At 71.0% G+C, this 19,898-nt stretch carries 18 protein-coding genes and 2 pseudogenes; 6 read left to right on the forward strand and 14 right to left on the reverse strand.

From position 1 onward, the window contains the following. Positions 1-21: 21 nt before the first annotated feature. Positions 22-319: pseudogene (locus ACWDR4_RS06670) on the forward strand (IS5/IS1182 family transposase); the annotation flags it as partial. Here the strand turns inward: ACWDR4_RS06670 and ACWDR4_RS06675 are convergent. After that, on the reverse strand, positions 282-1,151 hold the full coding sequence (locus tag ACWDR4_RS06675) for an alpha/beta fold hydrolase (protein WP_450404747.1): 870 nt from the start codon (positions 1,149-1,151) through the stop codon (positions 282-284). The pseudogene ACWDR4_RS06670 and the gene ACWDR4_RS06675 overlap by 38 nt on opposite strands. A gap of 28 nt (positions 1,152-1,179) precedes the next feature. Continuing rightward, positions 1,180-1,881, reverse strand: coding sequence for an SDR family oxidoreductase (locus ACWDR4_RS06680; protein ID WP_450404748.1), 702 nt, complete (start codon positions 1,879-1,881; stop codon positions 1,180-1,182). 135 nt (positions 1,882-2,016) lie between these two features. Here ACWDR4_RS06680 and ACWDR4_RS06685 point away from each other — a divergent pair. After that, a pseudogene (locus ACWDR4_RS06685) lies at positions 2,017-2,424 on the forward strand (transposase); the annotation flags it as partial. A gap of 681 nt (positions 2,425-3,105) precedes the next feature. On the opposite strand, the gene ACWDR4_RS06690 reads toward ACWDR4_RS06685, so the two are convergent. Then, positions 3,106-3,969 (reverse strand): helix-turn-helix transcriptional regulator, encoded by an 864-nt coding sequence (locus tag ACWDR4_RS06690; RefSeq protein ID WP_450404749.1) that lies wholly within the window; start codon positions 3,967-3,969, stop codon positions 3,106-3,108. Between the two features lie 130 nt (positions 3,970-4,099). Between ACWDR4_RS06690 and ACWDR4_RS06695 the strand changes: the two genes are divergently transcribed. Beyond that, positions 4,100-5,059, forward strand: coding sequence for an NADP-dependent oxidoreductase (locus ACWDR4_RS06695; RefSeq protein ID WP_450404751.1), 960 nt, complete (start codon positions 4,100-4,102; stop codon positions 5,057-5,059). A 10-nt stretch (positions 5,060-5,069) separates the two neighbouring features. On the opposite strand, the gene ACWDR4_RS06700 is transcribed toward ACWDR4_RS06695, so the two are convergent. Further along, entirely contained in the window at positions 5,070-5,567 is a 498-nt protein-coding gene (locus ACWDR4_RS06700; protein WP_450404754.1) for a MarR family winged helix-turn-helix transcriptional regulator, read from the reverse strand. A 99-nt stretch (positions 5,568-5,666) separates the two neighbouring features. On the opposite strand from ACWDR4_RS06700, the gene ACWDR4_RS06705 reads away from it, so the two are divergent. Together ACWDR4_RS06705 and ACWDR4_RS06710 are read left to right on the forward strand one after the other, a co-directional pair. Beyond that, positions 5,667-6,632 (forward strand): zinc-binding dehydrogenase, encoded by a 966-nt coding sequence (locus tag ACWDR4_RS06705; protein WP_450404756.1) that lies wholly within the window; start codon positions 5,667-5,669, stop codon positions 6,630-6,632. Positions 6,633-6,687: 55 nt separating this feature from the next. Beyond that, a complete protein-coding gene (locus tag ACWDR4_RS06710) occupies positions 6,688-8,496 on the forward strand; it encodes an FAD-dependent oxidoreductase (protein WP_450404757.1) in 1,809 nt (602 codons plus the stop codon). A gap of 658 nt (positions 8,497-9,154) precedes the next feature. Here the strand turns inward: ACWDR4_RS06710 and ACWDR4_RS06715 are convergent. The 8 genes from ACWDR4_RS06715 to ACWDR4_RS06750 all read right to left on the reverse strand — a co-directional run bounded on the left by ACWDR4_RS06715 (position 9,155) and on the right by ACWDR4_RS06750 (position 16,654). After that, the gene (locus tag ACWDR4_RS06715) at positions 9,155-9,616 is read right to left on the reverse strand and encodes a nuclear transport factor 2 family protein (RefSeq protein WP_450404759.1); all 462 of its coding nucleotides are present in this window, start codon (positions 9,614-9,616) and stop codon (positions 9,155-9,157) included. A gap of 42 nt (positions 9,617-9,658) precedes the next feature. Then, a complete protein-coding gene (locus ACWDR4_RS06720) occupies positions 9,659-9,949 on the reverse strand; it encodes a GNAT family N-acetyltransferase (protein ID WP_450404762.1) in 291 nt (96 codons plus the stop codon). Between the two features lie 40 nt (positions 9,950-9,989). Beyond that, entirely contained in the window at positions 9,990-11,153 is a 1,164-nt protein-coding gene (locus ACWDR4_RS06725) for a M24 family metallopeptidase (protein ID WP_450404764.1), read from the reverse strand. A gap of 232 nt (positions 11,154-11,385) precedes the next feature. Further along, positions 11,386-12,336, reverse strand: coding sequence for an oligopeptide/dipeptide ABC transporter ATP-binding protein (locus ACWDR4_RS06730; protein WP_450404766.1), 951 nt, complete (start codon positions 12,334-12,336; stop codon positions 11,386-11,388). Further along, positions 12,333-13,127, reverse strand: a complete 795-nt coding sequence (locus ACWDR4_RS06735; protein WP_450404767.1) for an ABC transporter ATP-binding protein — start codon at positions 13,125-13,127, stop codon at positions 12,333-12,335. Before ACWDR4_RS06735 ends, ACWDR4_RS06730 begins: the two co-directional genes overlap by 4 nt. Continuing rightward, the gene (locus ACWDR4_RS06740) at positions 13,124-13,990 is read right to left on the reverse strand and encodes an ABC transporter permease (protein WP_450404770.1); all 867 of its coding nucleotides are present in this window, start codon (positions 13,988-13,990) and stop codon (positions 13,124-13,126) included. Before ACWDR4_RS06740 ends, ACWDR4_RS06735 begins: the two co-directional genes overlap by 4 nt. A gap of 32 nt (positions 13,991-14,022) precedes the next feature. Further along, a complete protein-coding gene (locus tag ACWDR4_RS06745) occupies positions 14,023-15,084 on the reverse strand; it encodes an ABC transporter permease (RefSeq protein WP_450404772.1) in 1,062 nt (353 codons plus the stop codon). A gap of 4 nt (positions 15,085-15,088) precedes the next feature. Continuing rightward, positions 15,089-16,654, reverse strand: coding sequence for an ABC transporter substrate-binding protein (locus tag ACWDR4_RS06750; protein ID WP_450404775.1), 1,566 nt, complete (start codon positions 16,652-16,654; stop codon positions 15,089-15,091). Positions 16,655-16,819: 165 nt separating this feature from the next. Here ACWDR4_RS06750 and ACWDR4_RS06755 point away from each other — a divergent pair, with 165 nt between their 5' ends. After that, a complete protein-coding gene (locus tag ACWDR4_RS06755; RefSeq protein WP_450404776.1) occupies positions 16,820-17,467 on the forward strand; it encodes an Lrp/AsnC family transcriptional regulator in 648 nt (215 codons plus the stop codon). An 88-nt stretch (positions 17,468-17,555) separates the two neighbouring features. Here the strand turns inward: ACWDR4_RS06755 and ACWDR4_RS06760 are convergent, their stop codons facing one another. After that, positions 17,556-18,968, reverse strand: a complete 1,413-nt coding sequence (locus tag ACWDR4_RS06760; protein ID WP_450404778.1) for a sensor histidine kinase — start codon at positions 18,966-18,968, stop codon at positions 17,556-17,558. A gap of 68 nt (positions 18,969-19,036) precedes the next feature. Then, positions 19,037-19,786, reverse strand: coding sequence for a response regulator transcription factor (locus tag ACWDR4_RS06765; protein ID WP_450404781.1), 750 nt, complete (start codon positions 19,784-19,786; stop codon positions 19,037-19,039). Between the last annotated feature and the right edge of the window lie 112 nt (positions 19,787-19,898).

Consider the following 19,898-nt stretch of genomic DNA (forward strand, 5'->3'; position numbering starts at 1 on the left):
GGACCAGCCGAGCCGACCCCACAGGCCCTGTCCGAAGTTCTGCTCGCAGAGCTGAACGCGACCTCGCGACTGGACTGGTCCGACTGCGTGGTCGACGCCTCCCACCTCAGAGCTCCAAGAGGGGCCGGCACACGGCCCGCCCCCAGTCGACCGAGATCGGGCCGGCTCAAAGCACCACTTGATCACCGACGGGCACGGCACTCCGCTCGCACTCCAGCCGTACCGGTTCGGCGCCGTAGCGCCTGGAAAGCCGGCTCTCGTGAGGTCAGTGGTCCCGGGGGTCAGGCCACCGCGTTCAACAGGTCGGCCAGCACGTCGGGGCGCTCAAGGGCGATGAAGTGGCCTGCCTCGGGGACCTGTGTGAAGTCGGCGGCCGGAAGCAGTTGCTTGTTGGCTTCCCGGTCCGAGGGGCGGGACCAGTCCTTCTCGCCGTAGACGAGGTGAACTGGCGCCTTGACCTCGGGGCAGCGCGGGCGAGCCGCGATGAGGCTGGGCAGGGCCTGGTACACGCCCCGGGCGACGGTCGGGTAGCCGGGACGGGCGCCCGACTGGAGGAGTTCGTCCACATAGTCCTCGCGCAGTGCGCGCTTGTCGCCGAGGCCGCCCTGCAGGATCTTGCGGAGGGCGGGCCTGGGCTCCACCCCGGCGATCACCGGGCCCACCCCCGGGGCGAGGACACCGCTGATCACCACACGAGCGAGAAGGCTGGACCGGGCGATCCCGCCGCGGAAGTCGTACGGGTTCACCGCGACGACGCGCCGTACCCGCTCCGGCAGATCGGCCGCGGTGGTCAGGGCGAGCACCGCCCCCATGGACTCCCCCACCAACGTCACGTCGTGGAGGTCGAGTTCGGTCAGGAGCCGCTCGACGCCCGTGCGCATGGCCGATTCGTCGTACGACGCCCCGGGCACGATCTCGGAGTGGCCCATCCCCGGCAGATCGAGGGCGTACACGGTGTAGTGGTCCGCGACCAGGGGGATGAGGTGGCGGAAGTGCTCGGCCTGGGTGCGCACGGTGTGTAGCAGGACCAGGGGAGCGCCGGTGCCCACCTTGAGGTAGCGCAGCTGTCCCTCACGGCCGCTGCGAGGGGCGATGGTGTGGCTGGTGGTCCCAGGAATGTGGATCGTGGGACGTGACTCGTGGCTGGGCATCTCGCCGACTCCTTGGGTGTGAAGGGGGTTACTTCGCCAGTTGGGGGTACAGGCCGGCCAGGTTGCCGGCGAGGCCCGCCTTGACCTGGCGCGTGATGTCGTCGGCGAGCACCTCGTACGCGCCGGTCTCGACCCCGTCGAGGGCGAGTGCGGCGACGTCACGCGGGTCGGACTTGGGTGCGTCGACATCCGCCGCGAGGTCCGTGTCGACGTAGCCGACGTGCATTCCGGTGACGGCGATGCCGCGCGGCTGAAGCTCCAGGCGCAGGGAGTTGGTCTGCGACCACAGGGCGGCCTTGGAGGCGCTGTAGGAGCCGCCGAGCGCGATCCAGGAGAGCACGGAGTGCACGTTGAGGAGGTGGCCGCCGCCGTTGCGCTCGATGACCGGCACGAAGGCCCGGGCGACCAGGAGCGGGCCGTAGAAATTGGTCTCGAACTCCCGGCGTACGTCGTCGACCGGGGAGTCGAGGAAGGACGCGCCGACCAACGCGCCGGCGTTGTTGATCAGCACGGTGACGTCTTCCGCCTGCGCGGCGGCCGTCGCCACGGAGTCCGGGTCGGTGACCTCCAGCGCCACCGGGACGGCGTCGGGATGCGTCACACTGCGCGGGTCGCGGGCCGTGGCGTAGACCTTGGCGGCGCCGCGCGCGTACAGCTCCTCCACCAGCGCCTTGCCGATGCCTCGGCTGCCGCCGGTGACGAAGACGTTCGCGCCCTTCAAAACAGTCATGACTCTCTCCACAGGATGAGAAACCGATCGGTTTCCAGAAAAGTAAACCGATCGGTTTCCCGGCGCAAGCCCAAGCATCGGCCGATCCCCGCCGCGTCGGCAGGTGAGCTCGGGCCAGGGGCGACCCCGGAGCACATCCAGGGCCCTGTGCATCTACCGAAGGCCGGGCTGCGCGGCGGTCGGTGCGCCGGACACCGCAGGATCATCAACGGGATTCCGTACCGGAATCGGACCGGCGTGCCGTGGATGGTTCTTGCTTGCACGTTCCGCGAAGTGGAAGACCGTTTACGAGAGGCGCAGACGCTGGTCGGCGGACGGCACGCGGGGCAGGCTCTCGCGGCCGTCCTGGCTGCCGCCGACCCGCAGGGCCGATGCCGCCACCTGCCCGGCCCACCAGCACACGGCCGGGGCACGCAAGAAGACTCTGAGGGTGTCGAGAAAAGCGCACGCCCCGGCAGCACCGCCCCAACGAGGGTCTCCGGCCGCTCCCGGGGCGGCTTCACCAGCAAGCTCCAGCTCGCGGGCGAGGGCGGGCAACGCCCAAGAAGGGGCCAGTCATCCATGTGCACAAGCAATGGCTCCGCACAGTCGACCTCGGCACGGACGACCCCATACAAAAGGCGGGCCACTTCAGCACGGCACCTACCCCTAGGCAAGCGCCGTGCCCACAGCGCGCCCATAAGACCGGTGAACCACGGTCAACCATGGTGCGATCGTGCGCTCCCAGCCGCCACGTCAGAGTACGTATGCCCAGGTCATAGGCTATCCGCCTCCCCAAGCGCCGTCGCTTCCCAAGCTGAGAGTGCGAGTTCGATTCTCGTCACCCGCTCCATATGAAACCCCCAGGTCGTTGACCCGGGGGTTCTTTGTTGTCTGGACCAGTGGGCGGGGCTCGCACCACAACCGCACCATAAGGGCGCTGCCAGCTGCCGGTGGGCTTCTCCTTGTGGTGCTGTACGCCGGGTCGGGTACGACGCGGGCGGTGTCATGCTTCCCGCGTCAGCGGGGAAAGCCTCATCCATCAAGGTGATGTGGACATGCGCCGACCCTTCCAAGTTCAACATCACCGCCGCCCGAGAGGCCCTCGCCGGGTCTCAGTGCGGTGACGGGACCGGCGTGTTCACCGCCGAAATACCGCACGCCAATATTGCGGGTCCCCGAACTCAGCTTCTACCGCCAGTACTTCGACCTCGTCAGCGCCGGCACCAAGACCATCGGGGTGGGTCAAGGGGCACCCAGCAGGCCGGCGAGTAGTTGGAGTCGCTCGGCGTCGGGGCTGCCTTCTGCGGCGGTGCAGACCATGAGCGCGGGGCCGGGGTTGCCCGGTATCGGGTAGGCGTCCCAGTCCAGGTTGAGTTCGCCGACCCGGGGGTGGTTGAGGCGCATCTGGCCGCGGGTCGGTTCCTCCACGTCGTGCAGGGCCCACAGGGCCGCGAACTCGTCGCTGCGGACGGCGAGTTCACCCACCAGTTCGACGGCGCGGGGGTGGCCGGGATCGGCGGCGACCTGTGTACGCAGCATCCCGATGAGCTCGGCGACGGTGGCCGCCCGGTTCGGGCAGGTCCGGTCGGCCTGGGGGTGCAGGAACAGTGCCAGCATGTTCCGCTCCTTCTGGGGCTGGCGGGTGAAGTCGCCCAGCAGGGCGCCGCCGAGCGGGTTCCAGGCCAGCACGTCCAGGTATCGGCCGACGACCAGGGCGGGGGAGGTCATGGTGTGCAGCAGTCGTAGCGTGGTGTCCGGTACCTCCTCCGGCTCGTACGTGCGCGGGCTGCGGGCGGGGGTGCGTGCGGCGGTGGCGAGGCTGTGCAGGTGGCGGGTCTCCTCGGCGGAGAAGTTGAGGGCGCGCGCGAGGGCGTCGAGGACCTGTTCGGAGGGGCGTACGTCGCGGCCCTGCTCCATGCGCTGGTAGTAGTCCGAGCTCACCCCTGCCAGCAGCGCCAACTCCTCCCGCCGCAGCCCGGCGACGCGCCGTCGCGGGCCGGGCTCCAGGCCGACGTCCTGCGGGCGCAGCCGGGTCCGGCGGGTGCGCAGGAACTCGGCGAGTTCGCGTCGGGGATCGTCGCTCATGGCAAGGGCATCATCGGTCACGGCGTCAGTATGCGGCGTGCGCGGCTCGCGAGGGTGGGTCTGCCAGACCCAGGAAAAGGAGAACGACCGTGATGTCGCGTGCGGGGTTCAGGATCGGAGGCACCCCAGCCGGTCACGGAAGGACAGCGCCATGAAGGCCGTTCAGATCACGAGTTTCGGTACCGCGGACGTCTTGCAGGTCAACGAGGTCGACCGTCCCGCTCCCGGTGCGGGTGAGGTGCTGGTGTCGGTCGAGGCCTCCAGCGTGAACGGACACGACGTGATCGTCAGGGCGGGGGAGTTGAAGATGGTCTCGGGGCGCCGCTTCCCCATCGGTGTGGGGCTGGACTTCGCCGGCGTCGTCGCCGCGACCGGCGCCGGTGTCGAGAGCTACCGGGTCGGGGACCGGGTGTGGGGCATGGTGCATCCCCGGCAGAAGCACTCCGTCGCCGGGGCGGCCGAGTACGTCGTGGTCTCCGCGGAGCGGATCTCGCACGCCCCTGCCGACCTCTCCTCGGTCGAGGCGGCCTCCCTGGTCGTCGCGGGTTCCACGGCGCTGATCGCGCTGCGCGACAGTGTGCGTCTGGTGAGCGGCGAGAGGGTCCTGGTCCGGGGCGCGGCCGGCGGAGTCGGCACGGCCGCCGTGCAGTTGGCGCACGCCATGGGCGGCCACGTGACCGCCCTGGCCCGCGACCGCCACGCCGAGCTCCTCACCGACCTCGGTGCCGACGAGGTCCTGGACTACGGCTCCACCACCTCGGACCGGATCGGGCCGTTCGACGTCATCGTCGACACCGTCGGCACGGAACTGCACTGCTACCGGGGCCGGTTGGCCAAGGGCGGCCGGATGGTCACCGTCGGACTGTCCCCGTCGGCCATTGCCGCGATCGCCGCGTCGAGCGTGCACGGTTCCCGCCGCATCCGCACCTTCAGCGCCAACCCCGAGACCCCCGTGCTGCGCGATGTGGCCGGCCATGTCACGTCGGGGGCGCTGCGCCCGGTGATCGACCGTGTGTACCCGCTCGCGGACATCGCCGCGGCGCACCAGGCGTTCGAGCGCGGCGGCGTCGTGGGCAAGCACGTGGTGACGGTGCCGCGCAGCTCCGTCTGACGGGTTCCGGTCAGCGGGGCGTGGTGCGCAGGTCGATGCCACGGAGGTGGGCGTCGGCGGTCACGATCCGGGTCGCCATGCGGGAGAGCCGCTTCCGGTCGGTTTCGGGCAGCGGCGCGACACACCCCTCGATCCGCTCGGCGAACTGGGCGGCGACCTGTTCGACGAGCTGACGGCCGGCGTCGGTGATCGATACCTGGAACGAACGGCGGTCGACGGTGCTGACGGTGCGGGTGACCAGACCGCGGCGCTGCGCGCGGTCGACCAGGCCGGTGATCGAGGACTTGTCGAGGCCGAGGTGGCGGCCGAGCTGGTTCATGGTCGGCTCCCGGTCCCGCAGTATCCCGAGCATGCGGGTCTGGACGACGGACAGGTCGTGCTGCCCCGCGATCTCGGCCAGGGCGCTCTGCACCAGGAACGACAGCTGGGCGAGGCCGTCGACCAGCCCGAAGTCCTCGTCTGCGGGCGACCGTGCGGGCGGGGGTGGCATGTCGTGGGGCGAGGTCATATCCCGATCCTACTTGCAAAGGTACGTGGCACCTACTAATTTGATTCGCGCCACGTACTAAACCCTTGGCCTCACGTACCAAATCCGAGGAGAGCTCCCATGGACATCCGTGCCGCGGTGGTCCACTCGTTCGACAGCCCGCCCCGCTACGAGCCGTTCGACCTGCCCGCCCTTACCGACGAGGACCAGGCGGTGGTCGACGTTCTCGCGGTGGGCCTGCACCCCCGGGTGCGTACCGGTGCGTCGGGCAGCCACTACACGAGCACCGGGAAGCTGCCGTTGGTTCCGGGTGTCGACGGGGTCGGCCGGCGTGCGGACGGCCGCCTGGTGTACTTCGTCGCCGACGACGAACTGGTCGGCCCGATGGGCACCCGGACCGTCATCGACAGCCGGCACAGCATCCCGCTCCCCGACGGCGCGGACGTCGTGAAGATCGCCGCGGCGATGAACCCGGCCATGTCGTCCTGGGTGGCGCTGCGGCGCCGCGTCCCGATCGAGGCAGGGCAGTCGGTGCTGATCCTCGGCGCGACCGGCAACGCCGGACAGATGGCCGTCCAGGTCGCCAAGCGGCTCGGTGCCGGGCGGGTCGTCGGCGCCGGACGTGACCAGGCTCGCCTGGCGGCCCTGCCGGGAATCGGCGCGGACGCGACCGTCGCGCTCACCGACGACGCCGAGGCCACCGCGACGGCGCTGGCCAAGGAGGCCGCCGAAGTCGACCTGGTCATCGACTACTTGTGGGGCAAGCCGGCCGGTGACGCGATCATGGCGGTGCTGCGGGCCCGCTCCGACCGCGGCCGCGCCCTGAACTGGATCCAGATCGGCGCGATGGCCGGCCCCACCATCGAACTCCCGTCAGTGGCACTGCGCTCGGCGAACTTCCGCCTCCAGGGCAACGGACAGGGCGCCGTGTCGACCAGGACGTACCTGGAGGAACTCCCGTCCCTCGTCGAGGAGATCGAGAGCGGCGGTATCGCGGTCACCGCCAAGGCAGTACCCCTCGCCGACGTCGAGAGCGCCTGGAACGCGCCCGAGGTCCCGGGCGTACGCACCGTCCTGGTGCCCTGACCCCGGCAAGACCGTCATTCAGTACGTACTGGAATCACCCAAGGAGCTTGGAACCATGTCCCCCACCACAGCCACCGACGTCATCATCTGCGGCACCGGCGCGGCCGGTCTGACCCTGGCCATCGACCTCGCCCGCAGGAACATCGGATTCCTGCTGATCGACAAGGCGCCGCAGCCGTTCGTCGGCTCCCGCGGCAAGGGCATCCAGCCCCGCAGCCAAGAGGTGTTCGAGGACCTCGGCGTGATCGACCGGATCGTCGCCTCCGGCGGTGAGTATCCCGTCCAGCGCATCTACACCGCCGACGGGCCCATCGACCAGGTCGGCGTGGAGATGTCGGAGCCGACGCCGGAGGAGCCGTACCAAATACCGCTGCTCGTCCCGCAGTTCCTCACCGAGCGCCGGCTGCGCGAACGCCTGGCCGAGCTGGGCCACGCCCCGCACTACGGCCACGAACTCGTCGGCTTCGACCAGGACGGCGACGGTGTGACCGCGCGCATCGCCACCCCGGACGGCGAACAGGCCGTACGGGCAAGGTACTTGATCGGTGCCGACGGCGGATCCAGCTTCGTCCGCAAGACGCTCGGGATCGGCTTCCCCGGCAAGACCCTCGGCGTGCGGGCGATCGTGGCCGACGTGTACGTGGACGGTGTCTCGTCGGACGCCTGGCACCGCTGGGGCGAGGACACCGCCGGGCAGGTCTCGATGTGCCCGCTCTACGGCACCGACATGTTCCAACTCCAGGCCCCCGTCCCCTTCGACGTCGACCTGGACCTCTCGGCCGAGGGGCTCACCGCGTTCTTCCGCGAACGCACCGGCCGCGACGACGTCGTGATCCGTTCCGTGTCCTGGGCGTCCGCGTTCCAGATGAACGCCCGGCTGGCCGACACCTACCGGCGGGGGCGCGTGTTCCTGACCGGGGACGCGGCGCACTGCCACCCGCCGACCGGCGGACAGGGCCTCAACACCAGTGTCCAGGACGCCTACAACCTCGGCTGGAAGCTGGCCGCCGTGCTCGACGGCGCCCCGGAATCCCTGCTGGAATCGTACGAGCAGGAACGCCGGCCCATCGCCGAAGCCGTCCTCGGCCTGTCCGAGAAGCTGCTCGAAGCGGCCAAGAACCGCGACATCCACCGGGGTCGCGAGGTCAGTCAGCTCGACCTCGGCTACCTGAACTCGCCCCTGTCGCTGCACACCCCGGCGCGTGACAAGGGCGTACTGGCCGGCGACCGCGCGCCCGACTCGCCCGTGACCGGCACGGGCGGTCTCCCCACCCGACTGTTCAGCCTGTTCCAAGGGCCGCACTGGACCCTCCTCGGCCACGACGTCGACGAGGCCTCGGCCCCGGCAGCGCGCCCCGGCCTGCACATCCACACCACCGGCACCCGGGGCGACATCCTTGACAGCGGCGACCGCGTCCAGAACGCCTACGGACTGTCCTCCGAGCAGTGGGTGCTCGTGCGCCCGGACGGATACGTCGCCGCCGTGGTCGACACCACCGAACTCGGCGCCGTAGAAGCCTATTTGGACACCGTCGGCGTCCGCCCCCTCGCGGCGACGCGACCCACCACCACGGAAGCGAACACCGACATGCCCACAGAGACCCCTTCCGACAGCACCGGCACACCCCGCACCCGACGCGAGCACCGACAGGCCCGCACCGCCGCCGAGCAGCGGCTCGCCACCGCCCAACGCGAACTCCACCAACTCTCCCGCCAGGTCCAACGCGACCTGCGCAGCGTCCGACGGCACGGCGAGACCACCGCCATCGTCGCCCGCTCCAACTTCGCCGAACTCGCGGTCAAAAGCATCAACCGGCTGACCGCCAACCTCCGCACCGACCGCACCGACCGCACCGACCAGTAAGCGCTCAGCTCTCGCAGGGGTCTCCAACGACACCTCACGGCCTCGGCGGCAGTCGAAAGGTCAGCCTGTCTGCGCTGGAGCTGGAGACTGGCGGTCTCGCCCCGGCCGTGTCGCTGACGCGCACCTGCCGGGCCAGGAGCGCGGTCACAGTCCAGTGAGGGATCGGACGGCTGACGCCCTCCCCACAAATCCCCGAATTCCCCCCGTGGCGGCAGCCGTGTCCACCAGTCCCGTTGGGCTCCGCTGCCGGAGCCCTGTGCTTCCCCCACTTCCCGCAGCACAGAAAACGCGTACCCAGTGATCGACATCCGACATACAGCCGACGCCCTGCGCGGCGTGGACGTCTTCGATCGCGGCCTGCGCGGGAGCGACGGCGTGGAGTGCCGCCACGCGAACACCCGTTTTCCGCCGTCGCGTTCCACACGCGACGGAATCGGAACCCCGACAGCCGCAGCCGCCTGGTCGGCCACGGACGACGGTACGAACGCGTGAGGTCCAAGCTCGATCCACTGTCCATGGCGGCGATGGCGGTCACCGTGGTCTCCGTCTCGGCCACCGCCCCGCTCACCGCCGCAGCCACCGCCTCGCCGCTCGCCATGGCCTTCTGGCGCAACTGCCTGGGCTTCGCCGTACTCGGCTCCGGATCTCCGCCACGGCGCTACGCGTCCGGAGCGCTCTGGATGTCCTCGTGCAGATGCACGAGGAACCAGTGGCCGTCGTGGCGAGCGCGTCGCAGGACTGCGGTGTTGCGCGCCAGTTCCGGCAGGGCTGTGAGGAAGTCGACCCGCAGCCAGTAGCGGGCCACGGCCAGTTCTCCGAAGACGTCGATGACCTGCCCGTACGGCGTGAGACCGGTCTCGGCGGGGCCGCCGTCGGCCGTGGGGCGATTGTCCCGGACGCGGTCCAAGTCGGTTTTGCCGCAGAGCAGTTCGGGGGTGGCGGAGTCCCAGATGGTGGCATCCGGGTCCAGGTGGGAGTCGATGCGCTCGCGATCGCCTGCGGTGTAGCCCGCGTACATGTCGGTGATCACCGCCCACACTGCCGCCAGTTCGGCGGGTGCGCCGCCCGGGCGGGCGCCACTGGGTGCGGGCTGAGCGGTGCGGGGCGGGGAAACGGGCATGGCTGGGTCCTTCGGTGGGTGGCGGAGCGGGTGCGGCTCGGGTCAGGGGCGATCGTGGGCCCTGGTTCGCAAGGCAAGCGACCGTCCTTTGTCGACGGTGAGGATCGGCGGCTCGTCGGTGAGGTGGTAGCCCGTGGCCCGGGTCACCGCGGCGCGGGCCTCGGCCGGGTCGAACGGTGAGGCGAGCGGGGTCCAGTGCGCGATCTCGGGGTCGTCGAACAGGTCCGCCATGGCGGGAGGATCGGCCTCGGTCCACTCGCGCAGGACGAGGCCCTCGCCTGTCAGCCGCAGCTGTGCGGGGATGGCGGGCTGGGCCGTACTCTCGTGGGTCATCGCTGGTTCCTGTTTCCGGTTCCTGTGGGCGGGCGCAGGGTCAGGGGAGTACGACCAGGTCGCGGGCGGTGCGGTTGAGGCGCTCCCCGCCGTCCTCGGTGCAGATCACGATGTCCTCGATCCGCGCTCCGTACCGGTCGGCCAGGTAGATGCCGGGTTCGACGGAGAAGGCCATGCCGGGCTCCAGCGGGAGCCTGTTGCCGGCCACGATGTAGGGCTCCTCGTGGCTCTCCAGGCCGATGCCGTGTCCGGTGCGGTGGATGAAGTACGGCCCGTATCCGGCGTCGGAGATGATGTCCCGGCCGATGGAGTCCAGCCGCTCGGCGGTGATGCCGGGCCGTACGGCGTCGGTCTGGGCGCACTGGGCGCGCAGCAGTACGTCGTGGAGGCGGCGGAAGTCCGCGGGCGGCTCACCCGTCGCGTACACACGGGTGGAGTCGGAGCAGTAGCCGTCCTGGGTCGTACCGCCGATGTCGACCACCACGGGGTCGCCGGGCCGGATCGTGCGGTCGGACAGGTCGTGGTGCGGGCTGGCGCTGTGCGGGCCGGAGCCGACGATGACGAAGTCGACGCGGACGTGCCCCTCGGCGATGATCGCGTCCGCGATGTCCCGGCCGACCTCGCGTTCGGTACGTCCGGCCCGCAGCCACTCGCCCATACGGGCGTGCACCCGGTCGATGGCCGCACCGGCCCGGCGCAGGGCGGCTGCCTCCTGCGGGGTCTTGCGCATCCGCAGCTCGTTCAGCACGCTCCCGGCCAACTCCTGGTGCGCGCCCGGAAGTGCGGTGCGGAAGGCGATGGTCTTCTCCGCCCACATGTGGTTGTCGACGCCGAGGCGGGCCGTCCGGGAGGGCAGCCGGGCCGCGACGAGGGCGTAGGGGTCGTCGGTCTCGTGCCAGCCGGTGATCTCGATGCCCAGGTCACCGGCCGGGGATGCCTTCGCGGCGGATTCCTCCAGGGCCGGTACGAGCAGGAAGGGGTCGTTGTCGGCCGGCAGGACCAGGCAGGTCAGCCGCTCCAGCGGCAGGGCGTCGTAGCCGGTCAGGTAGCGCAGGTCCGCACCGGGGGAGATCAGCAGGGCGTCCAGACCTGCTCGGGCCGTGGCCTCCCGGGCGGTGCGGAGGCGGTCGGCCGGGTACAGGTTCGCGACCGGTTCGGCGGGGTGGCCGGGGTGGTTGTCGTCCGGCATCGGGGCGTCGGGCATCGGTTCTCCGTGAGGTGTTGTGCGGGCGGGACGGTCGCGCGCGGTGTGGCGCTCCCGCGGAGCCACCGGAAACGCAGCGGGCGGGCCGGGCGGCACCGTGGGCTGGGCGTGCAGCCCCGGGTGAGTCACCGGGCCGCGCGTACCCGGCGGACCCCACCCCGCAGGGCGTACGGACGGCCGGGTGGGCGCGCGAGGGCCGGCACCCCGCTCCTGGGTGGGCGTTCGGCCCAGGTCAGGCCGCGTACAGGCGGCACGCGACGCCCCCGGCGATCAGCTGCGGTTCCTCGCGGTCGCAGCCGTCGAATGCCAGCGGGCAGCGGGGGTGGAAGCGGCAGCCGCTCGGCGGGTCGGCGGGGTCGGGTACGTCACCGGGGAGTTCGGCGGGCAGCACTCCCGCCCCGTCGGGCTGCGGTACGGCGGCCAGCAGCGCCCGGGTGTAGGGATGCCGTGGGTCGGCCCAGACCTCGGCGGTGGGGCCGGTCTCCACGATCCGCCCGAGATACATCACGGCGATCCGGTCGGCGATCAGCCGTACGACGGACAGGTCGTGGCTGATGAACAGCAGCCCGGCGCCCGACTCGACGGCCAACGACCGCATCAGCGTGGCCACTTGGAGCTGGGCGGAGGCGTCGAGGGCGGAGATCGGTTCGTCTCCGACGAGCAGCCGGGGGCGGGCGGCGAGCGCGCGGGCGATGGCGATGCGCTGCCGCTGGCCGCCGGAGAACTCCTGGGGGTAGCCCTGTGCGGCGCTCGCCGACAGCCCGACCCGGGTCAGGAGGTCCTCGGGGGAGGTCGCCTCGGGCGCCTCACCTCGCTCGGCCGCGGTGCGGATGCCGTCGGCGATCTGCGCGCCCACCCGGCGGCGCGGGTTGAGGGAGCCGTACGGGTCCTGGAAGACCATCTGGACGCCGGTGAGGGCCGGGTCACGGCGGCGCACCCGCAGCGGGCGCACCGGTGTGCCGTCGAAGGTGATCCGGCCTTCAGCAGGTGCGGTGAGGCCGCAGACCGCGCGGGCCAGGGTGGACTTGCCGCAGCCCGACTCCCCTACCAGCCCGACGACTTCGCCCGCTCGCACCTGGAGGCTGACCCCGGCGACGGCGCGGGTGGGCGGCGCACCCGGCCGGTGGTACTGGACGACGAGGTCGTCGACCGAGAGGAGAGGGGCCGTCGGGTGGGAGGTCATACGGTGCTCCTTCCGGGGAGCGCGTCCAGGAGCGTACGGGTGTACTCGTGCTGTGGGTCGGTGAGGACCTGGCCGCGTGGGCCGGTCTCGACGACGAGGCCGTGGCGCATCACGCTCACCTCGTCGGCGATCGCGGACATCACGCCCAGGTCGTGGGTGACCAGCAGGACGGCCAGGCCGAGGTCGTCGCAGAGGCCGCGCAGCAGCCGCAGCACACCGGCCTGCACGGTCACGTCGAGGGCGGTGGTCGGCTCGTCGGCGATCAGTACCTTCGGCTCGCAGGCCAGCGCGATCGCGATGGCGATGCGCTGCCGCATGCCTCCGGAGAACTGGTGCGGGTAACGCCCCAGCGCCTCACGGGGGTTGGGGATACGGACCTGCGTGAGCAGCTCGGCGGCCCTCTCCTTCGCGGCCTTCCGGTCCAGCTTCAGGTGGTGGCGCAGGTGGTCGGTGAGCTGGTGTCCGATGCCGAGCATCGGGTGCAGGCTGGTGGACGGGTCCTGGAACACCATGCTCACCGACCGCCCGCGCAACGAGGCCAGTTGACGGCTCGGCAGGGTCAGCAGGTCGGTGCCCTCGAACTCGATCCGGCCGCCGGTACGGGCGCCGGGCGGCAGCAGGCCGAGGGTGGCGAGGCCGGTCATGGTCTTGCCCGATCCGCTCTCCCCCGCGAGCCCGTGGATACGGCCGGGCCGGAGGGCGAGGTCGACGCCGCCGAGGATGCGGCGACCGCCCAGGTCGAGGGTCAGACCGCTGATCTTCAGCACGTCGAGGGTGTCGCCGTCGGTCATGCCACACGCTCCTTCTCCGCGCCGATCGTGCGAGCGGTGCCTGGGTCGAGGGCGTCCCGCAGCGTGTCGCCGAGGAAGTTGAAGGCGAGGACGACGGTGAGGATGGCCAGACCCGGGAAGACCCCGATCCACCACCTGTCGAACTGCTGGGTACCGGCGGCCACCATCGCGCCCCACTCGGCGGTCGGCGGCTTGGCGCCAAGGCCGAGGAAGGACAGTCCGGACAGCAGCAGCGTCGCGGTCCCGATGTCGAGGGTGGCCAGCACCAGCAGCGGCCCGAGCACGTTGGGCAGGATGTCGACGCGCATGGACCTCCAGGCGGAGAAGCCCAGCAGCCGTCCGCTGAGCACGAACTCGCGGTTCCGCATCCCCATGACCAGGCCCCGGGTGACCCGGGCGTACGACGGCCAGGCCACCACCAGGACGGCCAGCACCGCGTTCTGCAGGCTGGCGCCGAGCGCGGCGGCGACCACCATCGCCAGGATGACGGTGGGGAAGGCGAACACCAGGTCCGCGATCCGCATCACGGTCTCGTCGACCCAGCGCCCGAAGAACCCGGCGCAGGCGCCCAGGATCCCGCCGATGAGCAGGGACATCGTCACGAGCAGCAGGGCGAGCGGGATGGACACCCGGGCCCCGTACAGCACCCGGCTCAGCACGTCCCGGCCCAGTTCGTCCGTGCCGAACAGGTGCCCGGCACCGGGGGCGGCCAGCCGGGGCAGGTCCTGCGCGAGGGGGTCGTGCGGGGCGAGCAGCGGGGCGGCGACCACGATCACCAGCCAGAACGCCGCGACCAGGCCGCCGGTGACGGCCAGCGGGCGGCGCCAGGCGGGCGGCAGCCGTTTCAACAGGTTGAGCCTCACCGCACCCTCACCTCTCACCGCACCCTCACCTCTCACTGCACCCTCACCCTCGGGTCGATCACGCCGTACAGCACGTCCACGGCGAGGTTGACGGTCAGATACACGATGCCGACGACCAGCCCGACCCCCATCACGGCCGGCAGGTCGAGCGTCGTCGCGCTCCGGTACGCGTACGCCCCCAGGCCCGGCCAGGCGAAGATCGACTCCACCAGGACGGTGCCCGACAGCAGCGCCCCGAAGGCCAGCCCCGCGACCGTGATGACGGGCACGAGGGCCGCCCGGAGCACGTACTGGAAGAGGACCGTGCGGCCGGGCAGGCCCTTGGCGCGGGCCGCCCTGACGTAGTCCTGGTTCAGCACCTCCAGGACGGCGGAGCGGGTGAAGCGGGTGAGCAGGCCGACGGTGTACGCGGTCAACACCAGTGCAGGGAGGGCCAGATGGCTCACCGCGCTCCAGAACTCCGGCCACTGCCCGGCGAGTGCCGCGTCGACCGTGTACAGGCCCGTGACCTGCGGTGGGGCGGTCATGCCGGGGTCGAGACGACCGCTGCCCGGCGCCCAGCCGAGTCGGTAGAAGAAGACGTAGAAGGCGAGCAGCGCCAGCCAGAAGGTCGGCACCGACACCCCCAACAGGCTGACCACGCGCAGGAGTTGGTCGGTGAACCCGTCCCGGCGCAGTGCCGCGACGACACCGAACGCCACGCCCACGACCAGCGAGACCACGATCGCGGCGCCGGCGAGTTCCAGGGTGGCGGGGACGGCCGTCGACAGGTCCGTCAGGACCGGCTGATGGCTCTGCTGCGACTCCCCAAGATCCCCCTGGAACAGATTGCCCAGATACGTGACGTACTGGACCGGCAGCGGCTTGTCGAGGCCGTAGTGGTGCCGGAACTGGGCCACGATCGCCGGGTCGCCGACCGCGCGCTGCCCGAGCGCCGCCGCCGCCGGATCGCCGGGCACGAGGTTGGTGAGGACGAACGTCACCAGCGTCACCCCGAAGGCCAGCAGCACGGCGACCGCGGTACGGCGGAGCAGGAACCGGGCGAGCGGGTAGCGGGCCAGCGGGTGGCGGGCGAGGAGCCGCCCGCCACCCACGCGCCTACTTCGCACCCAGGGCGGCGACATCGACCGTCCACACGGGGTTGTACGCGAGGCCGGTGACCGTCGAGGCCGACACCATGTGCCGGCTCGGCTGGATCAGCGGGATGAAGGGGCTACTGGCATTCAGGGTGGTCTGGATCTGCTCGTACAGCTTCTTCCGGGTCGCGGTGTCGGTCGTGGTCGCCGCCTTGTCGCCGAGCGCCGTCAGCGCCGGGTCGGCGCCCGCCTTGTAGCCCGCGCGCAGACCGACCAGGCCGCCGGGCAGGAAGACCAGGTAGTCGCTGGGGTCCGGGTAGTCCGGGCCCCAGTACCAGAGGCCGACCTCCTCCTTGCCGTTGCGGTAGTTGTCCAGCTCCGTCGTGGTCGGCGCCGGCGCGAGGGTCACCGTGATGCCGACCTCCTTCAGCTGGGCCTGCACCCGCTCGGCGAGCGTCTGCAGCGAAAGGCCGTCCACGCTGAGGTCGCTCGGGTAGCCGAGCTTCACCGTCGGGTTCTTGACCCCGCTCGCCTTCAGGGCCGCCTTCGCCCCGCTCAGGTCCCGCTGCTGCGCCTGGGAGGAGGGCAGCGCGCCGACGAACGTCGTCGGAATGAGCCCGGGCGCCTGCACCGCGCCGGTCCCGCCGAGCGCCAGCAGGCCGGTGTAGTCGAGGCCCTTGCGGACCGCCTCACGGAACTTGGCGTTCGACGTCGTACCGCTGATCCCCTTGTCCAGGTTCAGCAGCAGGAAGATCACGTCCGACGACGCCCCGCTCAGCACCTTCAGCCCGCCGCCGAGCCCCGTCACCTGGTCCGAGTTCAGGTCCAGGGCCACCTGGCTGTCACCGCGCTGCACGTTCAGCTTCTGCGTCGGCGCCTGGACGTTCCGGAGCACGATCTTGTCGTACGTCGGCTCGTTCGACCCGGTGTACTTCGGGTTCTTCGCGAGCACGACCTGCGTGTTCGTGTTGAAGGACGTCAGCGTGTACGGCCCGGAGCCGGCGGAGGTCTTGTTGAGGTACGCCTCCGAGCCGCCGTTCGCCTTGACCACCTTGGAGTTGAGGATGCCCAGTGCCGGGTTGGGGAGGATGAAGGGCAGCGCCGGATTCGCCTTCTTCGACGTCAGCGTCACCGTCGAGGCGTCCGTCTTCGCCACCGTCACCCCGTCCAGCAGGAACGACGGATTGCCCTTGATGTCGATGACCCGCTGCAACGAGTACACGACATCGTCCGCCGTGACCGCGCTGCCGTCGGAGAACTTCGCCCCCGTGCGCAGATGCAGGGTCAGCGTCCTGCTGTCCGAGGACTCCTCGTAGGAGGACGCAAGACCCGGCAGCGGCTTGGTGACATCGCTGCCCTTGAACGTCAGCAGCGTCTCGTACAGCGCCTTGTCCACGATGCCGCCGGTCGTCTCGAACTCACGGCCGGGGTCGGCGGTCTTCAGATTGAAGGTCGTGTCGATCACCAGCGTCCTGCCGCCCGACGAACCGGACGTACCGCCGCCACCGGAGCAGGCACTGAGGGCGAGCGCCGCGACGGCGACGAGCGAGACTGCCGCCGGGTACGGCCCGGTGCGCGATCTGGACATGGGTGCCTCCGAGAGCAGGGGGACGGAGCGGAAGAAGGCACGGCGGGCATCGACGGCCGCCGGAGGAAGTACCTGGACGATTCACCGTTAGGGTGGGCTGAAACTAACCACAACAGCCGACTAACGGGACACGGTCGAGACGAACCATCCATGAAAGGCGCTTCCATGACAGATTCGTCCAGCCCCGATGCGTCCGGCGAACCCCGCTCTGGACGGATCGGCATCGGCCTCGCCCTGGATTCCGTACATTTCAAGATCCTCGACGTCCTCCGCACCCAGGGCCGCATCTCCGTCGCCGCCCTTGCCGAGCGCGTCGGCGTCTCCCGCGCGAACGCCTACACCCGCCTCGAAGCCCTCCGCGCCGACGGCGTGATCAGCGGCTTCAGCGCCCGCGTCGACCACAGCCGGGTCGGTCTCGAGATCTGCGCCCTGATCTTCGTCACCGTCCGCCAGGAACTGTGGAAGCAGTTCCGCACCGCTCTCGCCCAGCTGCCGGAGGTGGAGTACTGCGCCGTCACCACCGGCGAGCACGACGCCATGATCCAGGTCCGGGTGCGCGACGTCGCCGCCGTACACCGCCTGGTCACCGACCAGCTGTCCACCATTCCCGCGGTACGCGCCACCGAGACCGTCATCATCCTCGACGAGGTACTCCGCCGCCCTTACGTCCTGCCGTCCGCACCCCGCGCCACCGAGTCGACGCCGACCACCCCCCAGGGCGCCCCCGGAACGAGCCAGTTCGGCATGACCCGCTTCATCCGCGCCGCCGAAGGCCGAGCCGATCTCCAACGCGTTTCCGAGCCGGAGGACTGACAGCGGACGCGGTCACCGTCCATGTGCGCACAAACACGGTCGACAGCGGTGCGATCCGACCCGCACGACCACCCCAAAGGGACAGTGATCACGCGCCACTGGTGGGGAGCCGGACGGAGAAGGTGGTCGATCCTGGGCCGCTCTCAAGTGTGATGCTTCCGCCATGGGCCTCTGCGACCGCTGCCACGATCGACAGGCCCAGGCCGGTGCCGGTTCCGCCGCCCGCGTCCTCGGTGCGGCGGCGGTCCGCGCGGGTGAAGCGTTCGAAGACCTTGGGCCGGATGTCCTCGGCGACGCCCGGCCCGTCGTCGTGGACCCTCAGTACCGCCGTGCCGGCGTCGGTCTGCAGGGAGATGGTCACCGTGCTGCCGACGGGTGTGTGCAGGCGGGCGTTGGCCAGCAGGTTGGCCAGCACCTGATGGAGGCGGTGGGCGTCGCCCGGCACCGTCACCGGCTCCTCGGACAGCTCCAGCAGCCAGCGGTGTCCGGGGCCCGCGGCCTGCGCGTCCGTCACCGCGTCCAGGACCAGGCGCGTCAGGTCGACGGGAAGACGTTCCAGGGGGCGGCCCGCGTCGAGGCGGGCGAGGAGCAGCAGGTCGTCGACCATCTCGCCCATGCGGGCCGCTTCGGCCTCGATGCGCTCCAGGGCCCGCAGCACCTTCTGGGGCACCGGGTCCGGGTGCAGCAGCGCCAGTTCCGCGTGGCCGCGGATCGACGCCACGGGTGTGCGCAGCTCGTGGCTGGCGTCGGCGGCGAAACTGCGCAGCCGTTCCTCGCTCGTGTGCCGTTTGGTCAGCGCGTCCTCGACGTGGCCGAGCATCGCGTTGAAGGCACCGGCGACGCGTCCCACCTCACTGCGCGGGTCGCTCTCGGGCGCGCGGGGCGGAAGTGCCACCTCGCCGCTGGAGAGCGGGAGTTCACTGACCCGGGTGGCGGTCGCGGCCACCCTGCTGAGCGGTCGCAGCGACCAGCGCACCCACAGGGCTCCCGCGACACCGGCGACGGCGAGCGCCGCACCGAAGACGACCGCGGCGACAAGTTCCAGCCGGTGGACGGCGGCCTCCACGGACTCCGTGGGCAGCCCGGTGATGAGGACATCGCCGTCCCTGCCCTCGGTCGCCATCATGCGGTAGTCGCCCAGGGAAGCGAGATCGGTCGTGTGCCCCTCGCCGTCGGCAGGGAGCCCGGCGAGCTTTCTCCGGTCCCGCGCGCTCAGCGGAACGTTCACCGTGCCCGTTCCGCCGCCGGACGCCACCACCGCGGCGTTCGTGACGGTGTCGCCGACCAGCCGAGCGCCGAAGGTTCCGGCAGCCTGGCGGCGGGTGTCGCCGTCCTCGTCGCCGTCGTGATCCGACGGCGCCGGGCCGCCGTGTTCCAGGCTCGCCGGGAACCGTACGCCCGTCTCGCGCAACTGCTCGTCGAGGCGGCCGGTGAGGAAGCCGTTCAGCTCCACCACAGCCGCCACCCCGACGGCCGCGCAACTGACCGCAAGCAGCACCACTAGGCCGACGGTGAGCCGCGCCCGCAGCGTGTGCGGCCGGGGTAGATGCGGCAGCCATCGGCGCGTCCTCACCGGGCCGCCGACTTGAGCACGTATCCGGCGCCCCGCACCGTGTGGATCATCGGCGGGCGGCCCGCGTCCACCTTCTTGCGCAGGTAGGAGATGTACAGCTCGACGACGTGGGCCTGTCCGCCGAAGTCGTAGGCCCACACCCGGTCGAGGATCTGCGCCTTGCTGAGCACGCGTCGTGGGTTGCGCATGAGGAGACGCAGCAGTTCGAACTCCGTCGGGGACAACTCGACGAGTTCGCCGCCTCGGGTGACCTCGCGAGCCTCCTCGTCCATGACGAGATCGCCGACGGTCAGCCGCGGCCCGTCCTCCGTCTGCTGGGCCATGCCGGCCCGGCGCAGCAGTCCCCGCAGGCGGGCGATGACCTCCTCCAGGCTGAACGGTTTCGTCACGTAGTCGTCGCCGCCCGCCGTGATCCCCGCGATGCGGTCCTCGACGGCGTCCCGCGCGGTCAGGAAGAGCACGCACACGTCGGGGCGTACGGCATGCAGCGAGCGCAGCACGGCGAAGCCGTCGGTGTCCGGAAGCATGACGTCGAGGACGACGGCGTCGGGCAGCAGCTCGCGTGCCTCGGCGACGGCCGAGACGCCGTCACCGGCCGTGCGTACCTCCCAGCCCTCGTAACGCAGGGCACCGGAGAGGACCTCCGCGAGGTCGGGGTCGTCGTCGACGACGAGGACCCGGAGCGGGGCGCCGTCGGTCCGGGTCAGCGCGGGGCGGCCGGAGCCGCGGGGACGGGGACTGTTCATCTCACCTACCAGGATGCGGCCTCGCCGCGTCCCGGGCCGCTTCCCCGACCTCTGAGTTCGCTCTGAGTCCGCCGGACCACCGGTCCGCTCCGATCGTCCGTACGGCCCTTCC

This window comes from Streptomyces sp. NPDC000878, assembly GCF_053599695.1.

Bases quoted from the DNA above. Each gene is read 5' to 3' on its own strand.
- ACWDR4_RS06715 (WP_450404759.1), bottom strand. From the start codon at position 9,616: ATGCCCGTTTCCCCGCCCCGCACCGCTCAGCCCGCACCCAGTGGCGCC.
- ACWDR4_RS06705 (WP_450404756.1), top strand. From the start codon at position 5,667: ATGGACATCCGTGCCGCGGTGGTCCACTCGTTCGACAGCCCGCCCCGC.
- ACWDR4_RS06750 (WP_450404775.1), bottom strand. From the start codon at position 16,654: ATGTCCAGATCGCGCACCGGGCCGTACCCGGCGGCAGTCTCGCTCGTC.
- ACWDR4_RS06695 (WP_450404751.1), top strand. From the start codon at position 4,100: ATGAAGGCCGTTCAGATCACGAGTTTCGGTACCGCGGACGTCTTGCAG.
- ACWDR4_RS06735 (WP_450404767.1), bottom strand. From the start codon at position 13,127: ATGACCGACGGCGACACCCTCGACGTGCTGAAGATCAGCGGTCTGACC.
- ACWDR4_RS06710 (WP_450404757.1), top strand. From the start codon at position 6,688: ATGTCCCCCACCACAGCCACCGACGTCATCATCTGCGGCACCGGCGCG.
- ACWDR4_RS06725 (WP_450404764.1), bottom strand. From the start codon at position 11,153: ATGCCCGACGCCCCGATGCCGGACGACAACCACCCCGGCCACCCCGCC.
- ACWDR4_RS06730 (WP_450404766.1), bottom strand. From the start codon at position 12,336: ATGACCTCCCACCCGACGGCCCCTCTCCTCTCGGTCGACGACCTCGTC.
- ACWDR4_RS06700 (WP_450404754.1), bottom strand. From the start codon at position 5,567: ATGACCTCGCCCCACGACATGCCACCCCCGCCCGCACGGTCGCCCGCA.
- ACWDR4_RS06680 (WP_450404748.1), bottom strand. From the start codon at position 1,881: ATGACTGTTTTGAAGGGCGCGAACGTCTTCGTCACCGGCGGCAGCCGA.
- ACWDR4_RS06765 (WP_450404781.1), bottom strand. From the start codon at position 19,786: ATGAACAGTCCCCGTCCCCGCGGCTCCGGCCGCCCCGCGCTGACCCGG.
- ACWDR4_RS06720 (WP_450404762.1), bottom strand. From the start codon at position 9,949: ATGACCCACGAGAGTACGGCCCAGCCCGCCATCCCCGCACAGCTGCGG.
- ACWDR4_RS06675 (WP_450404747.1), bottom strand. From the start codon at position 1,151: ATGCCCAGCCACGAGTCACGTCCCACGATCCACATTCCTGGGACCACC.
- ACWDR4_RS06755 (WP_450404776.1), top strand. From the start codon at position 16,820: ATGACAGATTCGTCCAGCCCCGATGCGTCCGGCGAACCCCGCTCTGGA.